12 protein-coding genes and 1 pseudogene are annotated in these 13,802 nt (G+C 66.8%); all 13 read right to left on the reverse strand.

Annotated features, from left to right (window positions below; translation table 11 throughout):
* Positions 1-1,067: pseudogene (locus tag ACZO3G_RS00005) on the reverse strand (hypothetical protein); the annotation flags it as partial.
* Between the two features lie 31 nt (positions 1,068-1,098).
* The gene (locus tag ACZO3G_RS00010) at positions 1,099-1,611 is read right to left on the reverse strand and encodes a phage tail protein (RefSeq protein ID WP_276873314.1); all 513 of its coding nucleotides are present in this window, start codon (positions 1,609-1,611) and stop codon (positions 1,099-1,101) included.
* A 3-nt stretch (positions 1,612-1,614) separates the two neighbouring features.
* A complete protein-coding gene (locus ACZO3G_RS00015) occupies positions 1,615-1,839 on the reverse strand; it encodes a DUF6760 family protein (protein ID WP_288234397.1) in 225 nt (74 codons plus the stop codon).
* A complete protein-coding gene (locus ACZO3G_RS00020; RefSeq protein WP_101552348.1) occupies positions 1,791-2,165 on the reverse strand; it encodes a hypothetical protein in 375 nt (124 codons plus the stop codon). The genes ACZO3G_RS00015 and ACZO3G_RS00020 overlap by 49 nt, the downstream gene beginning before the upstream one ends.
* A 61-nt stretch (positions 2,166-2,226) precedes the next feature.
* The gene (locus ACZO3G_RS00025) at positions 2,227-2,676 is read right to left on the reverse strand and encodes a phage tail protein (protein WP_242970871.1); all 450 of its coding nucleotides are present in this window, start codon (positions 2,674-2,676) and stop codon (positions 2,227-2,229) included.
* A 47-nt stretch (positions 2,677-2,723) separates the two neighbouring features.
* Positions 2,724-4,442 carry a phage tail sheath family protein gene (locus ACZO3G_RS00030; RefSeq protein ID WP_276873310.1) on the reverse strand — a complete coding sequence of 573 codons (1,719 nt, stop codon included), beginning with the start codon at positions 4,440-4,442 and terminating at the stop codon, positions 2,724-2,726.
* Between the two features lie 61 nt (positions 4,443-4,503).
* Positions 4,504-4,878, reverse strand: coding sequence for a DUF4280 domain-containing protein (locus tag ACZO3G_RS00035; protein ID WP_101552344.1), 375 nt, complete (start codon positions 4,876-4,878; stop codon positions 4,504-4,506).
* Positions 4,845-5,531, reverse strand: coding sequence for a hypothetical protein (locus ACZO3G_RS00040; RefSeq protein ID WP_101552343.1), 687 nt, complete (start codon positions 5,529-5,531; stop codon positions 4,845-4,847). Before ACZO3G_RS00040 ends, ACZO3G_RS00035 begins: the two co-directional genes overlap by 34 nt.
* Complete coding sequence (locus tag ACZO3G_RS00045; RefSeq protein ID WP_101552341.1) at positions 5,528-6,133, reverse strand: Pvc16 family protein; 606 nt, start codon at positions 6,131-6,133, stop codon at positions 5,528-5,530. Before ACZO3G_RS00045 ends, ACZO3G_RS00040 begins: the two co-directional genes overlap by 4 nt.
* A gap of 15 nt (positions 6,134-6,148) precedes the next feature.
* Complete coding sequence (locus tag ACZO3G_RS00050; RefSeq protein WP_276873302.1) at positions 6,149-8,116, reverse strand: hypothetical protein; 1,968 nt, start codon at positions 8,114-8,116, stop codon at positions 6,149-6,151.
* 236 nt (positions 8,117-8,352) lie between these two features.
* Positions 8,353-11,025 (reverse strand): HAMP domain-containing protein, encoded by a 2,673-nt coding sequence (locus ACZO3G_RS00055; protein WP_276873300.1) that lies wholly within the window; start codon positions 11,023-11,025, stop codon positions 8,353-8,355.
* An 18-nt stretch (positions 11,026-11,043) separates the two neighbouring features.
* Positions 11,044-11,937, reverse strand: a complete 894-nt coding sequence (locus ACZO3G_RS00060) for a hypothetical protein (protein ID WP_277138599.1) — start codon at positions 11,935-11,937, stop codon at positions 11,044-11,046.
* Positions 11,938-11,975: 38 nt separating this feature from the next.
* A complete protein-coding gene (locus ACZO3G_RS00065; RefSeq protein ID WP_277138598.1) occupies positions 11,976-13,775 on the reverse strand; it encodes a hypothetical protein in 1,800 nt (599 codons plus the stop codon).
* Between the last annotated feature and the right edge of the window lie 27 nt (positions 13,776-13,802).

The raw sequence follows: 13,802 nt of genomic DNA on the forward strand, positions 1-13,802 counted from the left end.
GCCTGCGGGGGTTCCGACGCGGCCCGCGGCCATAGCAGGCGGGCGGGCGTCGGCGCGGGGAGTTCCGCCGGGCGCGCGGCCCGCGCTTCCCGCCGCTCCGCAGCCGGCGGCAGCGCCGCCGGGAGGGGGGACGCGGGGGGCGTCCCGGGCAGTCCGCGCCCGGTCGGGGGTTCCGCCCGCGGGGGCGGCACGGCGGCGGGAGCCGCAGGCGTCTGCCGGAATGGCTGAAGAGGAGATCCCGGGACCGCCGGCGGCGCCGGCAGGTTCGTCCCGTCCTGCCGCCTCCCCGGCGCTTCGGAATCGTAAAGGGGCGCCGGACGGACCCGCGCCGCCGGGGGGAATCTATGTTGACGAACCGGCGGGGAACCCGCCAGACCGCGCTTTTCCTGATTGAAGACCGTGAATCTCTGCCGGATGGCGGAGACCTGGCGCTCCGCGAGCGACCGGCGCTCCAGGAACCGGAGGGTTTCACGCTCCCGGCCGCCCGGCGCCGCTTCCCCGCCCGGCTTTCCGTCCGTTTTGGCCGGGAGAGGCGCGGACGCGCGTCCGGGGGACGCCGGGAGAAGCGCCGTATGTCCGCGCAGGGCCAAAATCCGCGCGACCGCTTGGCCGGGTGTGGGGAGAGCCGGCGGCAGAATGCCCGCGTGGACCTTTTCCGCCGGCAGGGGGCGCGCGCCGCGCGCTTCCCCCGCCTCCGCGGCCTCCAGCGGCCGCGAAGCGGCCGTCTGCAGGACCCGGCTCTCCCCGTCCGAAGGCGCGCGCGTCCAGAGCGCCCGTTCGGTGAGCATCCGGGACCGGACCGCGAGCATCGCGGCGGGCGCCGCGGCGGCCGCGACGAGCCGCTGCAAAAAGGAGAGGTTCAGATTCAGGGTGAAGAGGTTGTTCTGCTCGAGGCAGTTCTGGATATTCCAGACGGTCTCGGTGATCCGGAGGGCGGGCGGGGGAGGGGAGGGGGCGTCCGGATGCTGCAGGAGCAGCATCTGCGCTCCGTCGGAGATGCTGTAGACAAATCCGCCGTAACGGGCGAGGATCGCGTCGCCGAGGCTGGTATCGACCGTCAGGAGCATCCCGTTTCACCGCCTTTCTCACGCGCCTGGCTCAGACGAAGGTATTCACTCCCGCGAGGCCCTGGAGGTTCCCGAGCACGTCCTCCGTCTTGTCAAGGCACTTGAGCGTCTCGTAGGCCAGCTCGAAAGTCTCGATCATCACCTCGTTGCTCATCGAGTCGAGCGGGGAGAAGGCCAGCTTTTTGACCACCGCGCCGTGGACCTCGAACATCTTTGCGATCGTCCCGTCGCGGTCGTAGGCGATGATCAGGATGTCGGTGTGAATGCGGTTGCCCACCTCCAGCTGGCTGGAGAGCGCCGCCGTCAGGAACCCCCGGTTGGCCACGCCGCGCTCCATCACAAGCGTCTTTTCGGTGCTGACCGGCCGGGTGAGGCTGTAGACGCGGTCGTTCACCCCGCCCTCCTGCAGCGGCTCGGTCTCCACCGACTCCTCGATGTTGGTGATCTTGGAGAACCCCAGGCAGGTCAGCTGGAGATAGACCTTGAATTTGTAGACCGGAATCGGCTCCGGGTGCAGGTTGATCATGAGATCGGCTGCTGCCATGGCTCACACCTCGAAAATGTTTTTGGGAGCGTTGTTCAGCTCCTTGTGGATGGCGGAAATCTCGGCGCAGAAGCGCCGGCGGGTCCGGTGATCCAGCGTCATAACGGTCCGGTAGTCCCAGTGGTAGTAGTAGGCCAGAAAGGAGGCCTCCTTGTAGAGCTCCGTTTCCGGGTAGACCGCTATTCCGCCTCCGTAAAATTTACCGGCTGCTCGAATTTGTGCCCGCACTCGGGGCAGACGCAGCTGTTCATCATCGGCTCGATGGCGTTCACCTGCTGGTACATGTTCTGCAAAAACGCGAGGTCGGGCGAATAGAGCTTCTCGATGACCCGGGGGTCCACCTTGGGGACGGTCCCGAGCGAGGTGACCACCCGCGAAAGCAGGATGATGGTGAGGTAGCCGGGGTTCTGCACGACGCGCGGGTCCCGGAGCGGCAGGATCTCGTCCGCCGCGGTGGCCAGGCGCATGGTCCCGTGCCGGTGGAGCGCCCCCTGCGCGTCCAGGTAGCCCTTGGGCAGGTCGAATTCGAACTCGGTCTGGAATTCCTGGTCCATAGCGGTCTCCTTTCCTCGTCGGGCGGCGCGCAGGGCGCCGCCCGGCCGTTACACACGCGGATTACTGGTTCCTGCGCATCTCCTCGAACGCGAGCTCGACGCTCTCAAACGCGATCTCGCTGGAGGAGGCGTTGAAATCGGGGGCGGTGTACTTGCAGGGCCACGCGTTCACCAGCGTCCAGCTGGCGATGTCGTTATGCTGGTCGTCCTGCAGATAGATGGTCACGTCCTGCACCCGGTCCTCGGCCGCGGACTTGGTGCCGTTGGAGATTCCGCTCACCCACTCGTAGAAGCTCATGCTCTCGCTCATGCCCCATTTGAGGGTAACGTTGCCGTACTTGGTGAGGCCCGGCATCTTGCGCGGGGAGTTGATGGGCTCGGTGCCCTCCCGGTACTCGATGACGTCCACGCTGGCGTCGAAGCCGCTGACCTCCGAAAAAGCCGCCACGTCGATGCTGTCGATCTCCAGCCGGTAGTTATATTTTTTGAAGGGGTACATATTGATCGCCACTGTCTATCCATCCTTTCGTTTCAAATGTGGGACCTGCCGGAGAAGGGTCATTCACGCATGTTCTGGGTAATGCGGAAGATGACGAACTCAGCCGGGCGGCTGGGCGCGACGCCGATGACGCAGATGAGGCGGCCGTTGAGGATGTCCGACTGGGTCATGGTGTCGTGGCCGATGTTGACGAAGAAGGCCTCGTCCTCGGTGGCGCCCACCAGCGCGCCCGAACGGTACATGTCGCGCAGGAAGGAGGCGATCGTCCGCTGCACACGCAGCCAGAGCACTTCGTCGTTGGGCTCGAAGACCGCCCAGTTGGTCTGGGCCTTGATCGTCTCCTCGAGGAAGATGAAGAGCCGCCGGACGTTGACGTATTTCCACAGACTGTTGGAGGAGCAGGTGCGGCCGCCCCAGACGCGAATGCCCTGGCCGGGCAGCGCGCGGATGAGGTTGACGCCCGCCGGATTTAAGAGGTCCTGCTCGCCCTTGTTGTAGAGGCAGCTCAGACCCATGGCGTTGTTGACGACCTCGTTGGCCGGAGCCTTGTGGACGCCGCGGGTGTTGTCGCTGCGGGCGTAGATGCCGCAGACCGCGCCGGAGGGCGGGATGTAGGCGGCCTTTTTGGCGGCCATGTCGTAGACCTGGAGCCAGGGATGGTACATGGCGGCGTAGTCGCTGTCGATGATCGCCCGGTGCTTGAGGAGCTCCTGGGGCTTCACCATGTCACAGGGCATGTCGAGCACCGCGAACCGGCTGGCGAGGTTCTGGCAGTGGGCGACGAGCGCGAGCTGCACCGCCGCCGAGGTGATGCCGGGGATCGCCATGATGCTCACGTTGGAGATCTCCTCGAAGGCCGCGAGCCCCGTGCGGGTGCCCGGCGCGTCGCCGCCGCCGATGAAGGCCGCGTCCGGTACGTTGAGGACGTCCCCGTCGCTGCCGCCCGCGAGGGCGAAGACCGCCTTCTGCGCGGAGGCGTTGCCGGCGAGCGCCAGCATGGGCGGGCAGATCTCCTCGATCGGATTGATCTTCACGTCCACCAGCGCGCTCTTGGAAAGCTTGTTTTCGATCGAGTCTGGACTCTGGGGATTGAGGGAGACGTTTTCAAACAGCTCCACCGCGTCCCCGCAGAGGACCTCGATGTCCGCCTCGCAGGTGGCCAGCAGCTTCTGCGGGATCAGGTTCTTGTCGACGACCTCCTGCTCGAAGTCGTTCTCGAAGTAGAGGGAATTCCCATCGATCTTGGTCACGCGGTTGTAACCGGCGGTTTCCCCCCTGTCCTGGAAGGCCACCACGTCGCCGGGGACGAAGCCGGCCGCGTTCTTGACCCGGTAGGCCTTGCTGGCGGTGACCACGTCCTCGGTGATCTCCAGCACCTGGGTCTTCGCCTTGGAGGCGGCCGACACGGTCACCCGGATGCCGTTGCCCCACTTGCCGGGGCTCTTCGCGGTCATGACCACCGAGCTCATGGCGGCGGCCGCCGCCTTGGCGTCCTCCGGGGCCACCCGCATCACATAGCAGCGGGAGCCGCCGTTTGCAAAAAACTGTTCCACCGCGTAGGGCAGGAAGCGGTTTTTCCCATAGGCGTTCTCAGGCAGATAGCCGCCGAACTTGCGGACATACTCGGCGAAGCTCGTGAGGTACTCGGGCGTTCCCTTCACCAGGCCGCGCTCGGCCAGTCCGAGGAAGCCCGCCGTGCTGGTGCTCACGCCCTCCATCGCCCGCATGCCGGATTCGAATTCTTCCACGTAGACGCCGGGAGATAAATACTCAGCCATTGTTCTTTCTGGCCCGAAGCGCGTTCAGGCCAATCCTCCTTTTCTGTAAAATGTTGTAGCGCTAATCCATGACGGTCGTCTGACCGGGATTTACCACTGTGATGACGCCGCCCCAGGCGCAGTTGAGCATACAGGTGTTGTCCACGGCGGGCATTCCGCCGATGAGCACCTTGGGACAGCCGGGTTTCCAAGGGCCCGCCGGGACCGGCACGCAGGGCGCCGGGGTGAAGAGCACCGGCGGCGGACGCTTGGTGGCCGGATTCGCCACGCTGTTGCACATGGCGAAGGGCGGGACGTTTGCATTGGGTTTGAAATCCATGATGTTGGCGGCCGGCGCGCCTGCGAGCACCTTGTTGACGGGCGGCACCACCAGCGCGGAGGGCGCCGTCCCGAAGGAGCAGGTCATCTGGGCGCCGGCACAGACAAGCACACCCATTTCTTCGCCTCCTCGTCGTAATATTGGGCTTCCCGGACCGTTTGGCCGCGCTCGGTGCAGACCGCGAACCTGCCGTCCGCCGCGCTCAGGCAGGCGCTTGCGCGCTCCACCGGTTCGCCCGGCCGATGCCGGCGGCGGAGTCCCGGCCGGATGCGGTAGCCGCCGTCCGGAAGCTTCTCCTCCATGACGAACACCTCGCGCGCGTTTCCCTGCCCCACCGAGAAACGCAGGCCCCACAGGGGTTTCGCGGTGTAGCTGCCGAGCGTGAGCACCCCGTCCTTTTCGCTTTGGAAGGTGAGGGCGGGGTCCTCCGGGGCGAAGGCGTACACCGTGACGCCGGGCGGCGCGGTCCCCTCGAACCGGCCGCAGTCGGGGAACCGGAGGTCCCCCCGGCGCAGCAGGCGCACCGGGAGCACCGGGTCTTCCGCGTCCAGCGACTCGGGGTCCACCCGCAGCGTCCGGGGGCTGTAGCGGGCGCTTTCGATCACGACCTCGCAGGGGGCGCGGGGCTCGAGGAAGACGTAGTATCCTCCGGGCTTGCGCTGCGGTCGCGCCGCGCGGCCGTCCACCCAAAACAGGTGGCCGCCGTCGGAGGCGGAGCCGGTGAAGTCGTCGAGCAGCCGGAGAACGAATGATACGGTCAGGCGGATCATGGGGTTCCCCCCCTTCCGGCCGAAGCTTCACGCTGCGAGAGCGTGACCTCCGACTCCCGCACGCGGACAAAGCTCTCGCTGCGGGTGGAGGAGAGCAGCACCGGGGACACCGAGAAGTAGACCCCGAGCTGGTAGGGGACCGAGAGCGACGACCAGATCTTGCTCTTGTCGTCGAAGCTGAGGTTCAAAAAGGTGATCGCCGCGTCCTCGTCCGCCTCGCCTTCGAAGGAATGAAGCCTTGCGAGCCCCACGGCCGGATCGTCCGCCAGCGCCTGGAGCGCGCGCCCCAGGATGCGTTGCTCGGCCTCTGCGCCCGCCGCGATCTGCGCCTTTCCGTTGAGGAAGAGCAGGTAGCAGAGGGTCAGCGGTCTGGGGGGGAACTCCCGCCGGTTGCCCGGCCGGACCATCTGGGCGCTGGAGCGGTATTCGCCCATCTCCCTGAGGTCGTAGAGGAAAAGCCCGAGCTGGAAATCCGCGTTTTTGTCCGCCGGGCTCGCCAGCTGGATCGATTCGGGCGACTGCACCGGCTCGGGGCAGAGGCCTTTGCGCAGGGCCTTCAGCAGCCCGGCGCTCACGTCGGAGATAATAGAGAATCCTGCCACGTTTCATCCCTCCTTTCAGCGCTCCACCGAGAAGTAGAGCGGCGTTTCGTCGTCGGGGTCCTGGTAGGCGTAGCGGTAGGTCAGATCGCCGCTGAGATAGGCCCTGCGGTCGATCCTGCTTGCGAAATCGAGGTTCCACAGCCGCACGAACAGCCGGTTCTGCCGGTCCGCCTCGAAGCGGATCTGCGGGAAGGAGGTGGGCAGCTTCTGCCGCAGCAGGTCGATGGCCACGCAGTCCTCCAGTCCCACCGGGGAGTCGTCCTCATATTCGACCGCGCCCTCCGGCGGCGCGGGGATGTCGCCGGTATAGACGGTGACTTTGCGCACCCGCACCTTTTCGGCGTCCAGCGTGTCCTCGGCCTGCCACACGTCGGTGTCGATCTCGAAGTAGAGCGTCTGGGCCTTCTCCACGAAATCGGGATAGGGGCTGGCCTGGGGCTCCGGAGCGGAGGAGGCGGCGGTACCCGCGTCCTCATGGAGTTCCGGCCCGGGGGAACCGCTCCCCGGCGCGCTTTCGGAAGACGCGCCGCCGGAGGAGGCGCCGTCGGAGGAGGCGGAGGAACCGTCCGTGGATGGGGGCGCGTAGGTCCCCTCGTTATCCTCCGCCACATACCAGCTCATCTGCCGCGCGAGCGGGGAGCCGACGGGGGAGGGGAGGACCTGCGCCGCCGGCGGGCCGGCGGGGAACACCTGAAGGGCCGTCAGCCGCGCCGCCTCCGGCGCCGCGGGCAAAGCGGCGAGCTGTTCGCCCCCCTCCGGGGGAAGCAGGCTTTCGAGGGCGGGAGGCTCCTCCTCCGCCTGGGAGGACGCGTCCGGGGCGGCCCACCATCCGGAGGAGTCGTCCGGCGGGGAGGCCCCGTCGGATTCGTAAAGCTCGCCGGAGGAGGCCTCCCCATACTGGCCGGGCATGTAGTAGTAGGCGCCGCCGTCCCGCTGTTCGGCGGGGCGCACCCAGGTGTCCACCCGCACCCGGCAGTCGGTGGTAACGACCACGCCCGCCTGCTCGAAGAGGAAGGCGCTGTCGGTGTCGGTGTAAAAGACGCGCGGCGTTTCGGCAAAGGCCGCCTTGATCTCCGCGAAATTGTAATCGGTGAGCGCGCGGTAATTGATTTTTCCCTGGTAGACGTCGCCGGTGTAGAGCCGCTTGCCGGTCTCGCTGTAGAGCTCGCCCTTGCCCTGCGGGAGCCCCTTTAAAAATTCGCCCTTGTATTTGGCGGTGCCGTCCGGGTAATAACTGACCCCCTGCCCGTGGTACCGCCCTCCCGAGAAGCCGCCCTCGTAGAGCAGCACCCCGGAGGCGGACCAGGCCTTGCCCTCGCCCTCGTACAGGCCGTTTGCGAACTGGCCCGCGTAGAGCTGGGTGACGCCGTCCTCGGCGTAGAGGACGCCCTCGCCCTGGTAGAGGTTCTTGGCCCACTGGCCCTCATATTTTTTTTTGCCGTCCGGGTAGTAGTAGATCCCCTGGCCGGAGAACTGGTTCTGCTCGAACCCGCCCCGGTACTCCAGACGGCCCTTGCGGTCCCGGAGGGTGCCGTTCCCGGTGCAGACGCCCTTGTCGACGTCGCCCGTGTAGACGACGGAGCCGTCGGCCGCCCGGATGTTCGCAACGCCCGTGAACTCCCGCAGCTTCATGTCGTCGTAGTTGAAATAGACGTCCGTTTCCACCGAGGCGGCGGTCGCCATCGCGGCGGGGAGCTTGGGCGCGAACATGGTGAAATAGATGAATACCCCCGCGCAGAGCGCCAGCAGAAGGGTCAGGAAGAGTTTTTTGTAGATCCACCAGCGCCCGATGACGAAGTAGTCCTCACGCGTCTGGGGACGCAGGGTGATGAGCGCCTTGACCTTCTTGGTCAGCGGGCGGACGAGCTTGGCGGTGATGACGTTGATGTTGAACATCCGCTGGATGCGGACGATCAGCATCCGGAACGGATTGGTGACCGCCGTCACGATCCGGCGGAACGCGCTCAGCAGCAGCTTCAGCATCAACGACTCCTCCTTTTATCGGCTTTTCGGGCCATCAGCGCCGCTTTTTGAGGCTGTCCCGCAGCCCGCGGCGGATGCTTTCGTTCAGGGGGCGGATGAGGCGATGGGCGGCCCCGCGAGGATCCGCCCCGCCCGGGCGCGTGAAAGGGCGTTCCGGGACGGCCCCGTCACAGCGGACGGGAGCCGGCCGAGCATGGAATCCAAAAATCCGGGCATGGCTTTCCTCCCGTAGGGAGCTAGAGCTCCTGTTCACAGCGGAACACATAGTAGCGCGCCGCGTCGTCGTATTGGTTTTCCCGCAGCACCAGCGCGAAAAGGTTTTTCGCCTCCGGGAAGCGCCCTTCGAGGTAGAGGGCCATCGCCTTGTCGAAGGTGGGGCGGGTCTCGGTGAGCAGGCGGGTGACCTCCGGGGCCGCCGCGTCGTAAAAGTCGTAGAGCCCGTAGTTCTGCCGCCGCTTCCCCTCCGGGTAGCCGATGAACCGGCTGACGTAACGGTGGTCCGCCGGAAGCTCCTCAAAGGCCGCGCAGGTCACCAGCAGCCGGCAGCCGAACTGCCGCAGCTTTGCCGCCCCGCCGGATAGGTCGTCCAGATCGCCGGAGAGCAGCGCGGGCACCAGCCGGTTCTCGTCGCCGCAGATTCCATAGTAGACGCGGGTGCTGTGGATGAAGAGCAGCGGGCGCAGCCGGTTTTTGATCGGCAGCCCGGCGTTGAGGTTTTCCACCTCGGTGAGCACCGCCAGCGCGATCTCCACCGCGTCGGCGGCCCCACCCGGGCAAATCACCCGCAGCCGGTGCAGGTTGACGCTGTCGGTCATGAGCGTCGCGCCGCAGCGGTCGGCGGCCCGGTTGAGGAGGTTGAAGAAGCGGTTGGTGAGCTCCTGCTCCCGCTCGGGCGAAAGGCCGTCGGCGGAAAACTCCAGGTCGGCGCAGAGCACGGGGCACTCCCGGCCGCTGCCGCTTCCAAGCTCCACCTCGCCGAGATTGTCCTTGCCGAGCAGCTGGAGCATCCGCTGGGGGATGAACCGGAAGTAGGTCTCGCTCTGCCGCCGCAGGCTGTAGAGCTGGGCGTCGATGTCGCCCGCCATCTTGTTGAACACCCGCACGATGCCGGAGAACTCGTCGGTGACGGCTGTTTCCAGCCGGACCGTCCGGTCCCCCTGGGCGAACGCCTCGAGCCCCGCGCGGATCTGCCGGATGGGGGTGAGCACACGCCGGAACAGGAAGGTGAGCAGCGCGCCGATCGCCGCCAGGAAGAGGAGCGAAACCACCACGTAGGTGCGCAGATAGCTCGCGGTGTATGCGTCCAGGTTCGACGTCAGGATGCCCGCCTCGAGCAGGTAGACCGCGGTCCCGGAGGTGCCGCCCACCGGCGTGACACTGACGAGACGCCGCCCGTTTTCGTCGTCCAGGACGCCGGACTGCGCCCGGCCGGTATAGGCCGCCTGCAGGTAGAGCTCCCGTGCGCCGGCGTCCAGCCGGACGTCGAAGGGATAGAAGCAGGGGTTTTCAAAGTCCACGCCGATATAGAGCTGCTGGTGCTCATAGTAGGCGGTGGCGGTATGGACCGGCCGGGTGGACATCTGCTGGCGCAGGTATCCGTAGGCCTCGCCCGTGTAGTCGTAGGGATATTCGATCTCGTCGAAGCTCTCGGTGCCGAAGAGGGCGGTCAGCAGGTTGCCCTCGTCCTCTACCTGCTTCTGAAAGCTCTGCGTGATGGCGGCCGAATAGGCGCGGTAGGAAAAGACGCCGAATACCACCAGTGCCACCGCCAGCAGCGGGATGGAGGAGAGGATCAGCTTGGCGAGGATCGTGCGTCCCCGGCCCAGCAGGTGGATGAAGCCGTAGACCAGCAGCATCGCGGCCAGCAGGAGCGCCAGATACCGCAGGAAGGTCCAGAGAACCTTCAGCGCCAGGCCTCCCAGGGAGGGACGCAGGCTCTCGGCCGCCGTGACCTCCCCGTCTTGGGAGGTGATCAGCGCGAAGCCGTCGGCATTGGGGGCGAGCGCGGAAAAGTTCTGCGGGTCGGTCATCGACACCGCGCGCAGGCTTCCCGGCGTATAGCCGCTGACCCCCGAGAAGGGCTCGGTGCCGCTCTTGAGGAGGGTCGTTCCGCCGTCGCGCAGGCCGAGCGAGAGAAGGTCGCCGCTCTCCTGCTCCCCGATGTAGATTTCATCCGCGCCCTGGGGCGCCAGAAAGAGCGGATACATCAGCTCGGTGAGAACCCGGTTCGGGTAGACCTCGACCGGGTCTCCGCCGCCCTCGGCGGTCAGGAAGACCTTGCCCGACTTGGTGGCGTAGGCCACGTCGCTCCCGGCGATCACCGCCTCCCAGATGCCCTCCTCCGCGTCGAGCGGATAGTTCCGGGTTCCCATCGGGGCGGGCGGCTGCCGGCCGTAGAGGGAGGCCGGGTCGTAGGCCTCCCGGATGAGCGCGTTTCCCGACTGGTCGACCGCCATCAGGACCAGCGAGCTCTGGACGTTCAGCCAGCGGTAGCGGATGGGGAGCTGCGGATCGAACTGGTGGCGGGCCAGCCGCTTGCGGAAGAGGGCGGACGGGTCGTAGAGGGAGAGCTCCTGCCCCTGGTATTCGCCGCTCTCCGGGTCGGAGAGGTCGCAGAGCAGGTAGAGGACGCCCTCCGCGTCGACGTCCATATCGGCCACCGCATAGAGGTGCCCGTCCCGCACGCGGGGCAGCGACGCGCTCGCGCGCATGACGCCTTCCGCGTCCACCAGCCGGATTTTGATGGCATCCCCCTCGTACAGGGCGAGGCAGGTGCGCCCCTCGGGCGCGGCCGCGAGCCCGGCGACCCGGTCGATCGGGACGGCGTAGTCCGCGGCGGTGGCCACGGCCGTCAGGACGGCCGCCGCAGCCGCCGCCAGAACCACAATTGCCCGCAAGATCCTGGTCATTGGCCAGCCTCCCCTCGTTTAAATTGTCTCATCGCCGAGCGCGACGTCCCCGATGTTGGAAAGTCCCGCGTAGGCGGTGTTTTTTTCCGCTGCGCTCCGGTAGGAGAGCCGCAGGGTGATCTGGTAGCCCGCATAGATGACGGTCGCGAGGACCAGGGCCGCCACGAAAATGGCCATGCTGCGTCTTTTGACCCATTCCAGCAGATCCCCGGCGCGCCCCGCCAGCCTGCGCACGCCCACCCGAAGTTCGATGGGCCGGTCGGGCATGGCCTTGAGCGCCGCGAGGATCGCGCTGTGGGAGAGGAAGCCCTTGGTCTCGGCCTTCTTGTAGAAGGCCTGCAGCTCGCTGGGGTAGCTGTCGAACTGTCCCTCCGACCGCAGCTCATATTCCTGGGAGAGGATCTGGAAGACCGCCTGCGCGGCATACCGGTAGAACTGGCTGTCCTCCGTGTCCGGGTCCCACTTCTGGAAGTCGAGGAAGTAGTTGAGGTAAACCGTCAGATCGGGGGCGATGTTGAGGTTGCGCTGCGAGAGCAGCAGCAGCCCGACGGACCCGGTCACCTGCGACTCCGCCAGCGCGACCACGAGGTTTTGCGCGATCCGTTTGCGGTGGGCGAAGCTCGTGGCGTAGAACGGCCCCTGCCGCTCGAGCAGGTTCTCGTCCCGGTAGAGGAACACGAGGTTCAGCCGGTCCCCCTGGGAATAGGAGCCGAGGTAGTCGCTCGTCTGGGAGAAGAGGCCCTGCGCCAGCAGCGCGGCCACCCCCAGCCGGACGCGCGGCTCGGTGATCGAGATCATGGTGTAGAACACGCCCGTCCGCCGTCCCAAATCGACGCAGACGGCGATCTCGTTCACCTCGTTTTTGAGGACGGTGCGCACCGGCTCCAGCCGCATGCTGAGTAATTCCGACACGGTCCGCCTGGCCCCCTTTCAACACGGCGGCAAAGCCGCTATTCTTCCTTTTTCTTCTGTGTGACGATCATGAACGCGTGGGTATAGATGGTCGGATCGCTGACCGCCTCCACCCGGACCTCATAGGCGCCCTCCCTGGCGGGAGCGGTGTAGAGGCCGTTCTGGTCCACCGTGCCGCCCTCGGGATCCATCACCCGGAAGGTGCAGGCCTCGCTGGGCATGTTCACGAAGACGGGGGAGAGGTGGGCGGCGGCCTTCGGCGCCAGCACAATCGTATCGGGATTGAGCATCAGCATCCGTTCGCCCCTGTCCTGCGGCTTGAGCTGCTTGGAGAGCTCCCCGAGCCGGAAGGCGAACCAGCGGATCCGCAGGCTGATGAGCCCGGTCGGCTTCTCGAGGTTGACCGCCACGACGAAGGTGCCGCGCTCCGGAAGCACCTTGACGGCGGTGGAGAGGTTGTAGATCCGCTCCTCGCCGCCCGCGGGCGCGTCCGATTTGAAGAGGGAGACGTTCCCCAGCAGGATCTCGCCGCTGCCGTCCGGCTCGGAGGCCGCGTCGATGTACTCGACCCCGACGTCCACGTAGACCGGGCCCTTGCCGAGCCCGTGCATGATCTCCTCCGAAAAGGCGGGACCCTTCTGGTCCGCGCCCAGCCCCAGCGAGAGGTTGAAGACGCCGCAGGCGGTGCTGCGCAGCCCGCCGGGCTCGGGGGCCGATACGGCCGGGGCTTCCGCCGTCCGGCCGGCGGGCGGGGCTTCCGCCTCCCCGCGCGGCGCGGGGTAGTATTCCTCCAGCTCCCGCAGCAGCATGAGCTGCTGGGCGTTGTAGCTGTACTGGCCAAAGGGCGGCGGCAGCACCCGGTCGACGATGATCGAGCTTCCGCGCCGCAGGAGCAGCAGCTTCGCGATCCAGAGCCGCTCGTCGAACGTTTCGGTGAGCTGCTTATCCATCGGCCTGCCGTAGCAGGCCGAGAGGTAAAAGGCGTCGAGCGTCTGGTCCACCGGCTTGACCACCGCTTCCATCCGGCGGTTGAGGGTGAACTCCTCGTCGCCGCGGCGGATCGCGAAGTTCTCCACGGCCAGCGTCACCGCGCCGCCGCCCCACAGGTAGGGCTCCGGGCGCAGCAGATAGTCGAAGGACCGCTGTTCTCCGTGGGAGAGCTTCACCTTGTCCGCCGAAATGTCCAGCGCCGCCCCGCTCCCGGTCTGGAAGCCCGGGGCCCCGAGCCGGCAGGAGAAGGCGTATTCCCCGGTGCCGGGCGTCTGGCGGGTGATGGTGAAGCGCACCCGCAGCGCGCTCTCCCTGGGCAGGCAGGCGGGAACCAGCAGCGCGGCCTCCACGTCCTCGGCGGCGTAAATAACCACGCGGTTGACAAATTCGTCCAGCTCCCGCGGCACCCTGGCGGCCATCGACTCGTCCGTCAGCGTGAGCTTGTAGCCCTCCGCCAGCTTGTTGAAGCGCGGCGCGCCGTTCTCGTCGCTCATCACCGAGTAGACCTCCTCCTCCGGCGTCTCCCCGTAGGAGATGCCGAGGTAGGCGCAGTTGGAGGTGAGCCGGTCGTAGCCCTCCACAGTGGGGAGCTTGATGACCCGGGTCTCCGGCACCACGATCTCGCGGCCGCTGGCGTCGAGCGCGCAGCCCGCCTGCAGGATCACCGAGGCGTCGTCCGCCATGATGACCCCCAGGCCGGCCACGATGCCGCTGCCGCCGAAGAGCCGGTTCATGAGGCGCCGCTTGTCGTTCATGTACCGCTGCTCCGCCTCGAAGTCGCGGGCGGTGAGCAGCTTGCCGGGATAAAAGGAGTTCCGTTCAAACGGAAAATACCTGCGGTTTTGCATCCGATCGACCTGCTTTCTCTATAGATT

Source organism: Anaerotruncus sp., assembly GCF_057433415.1.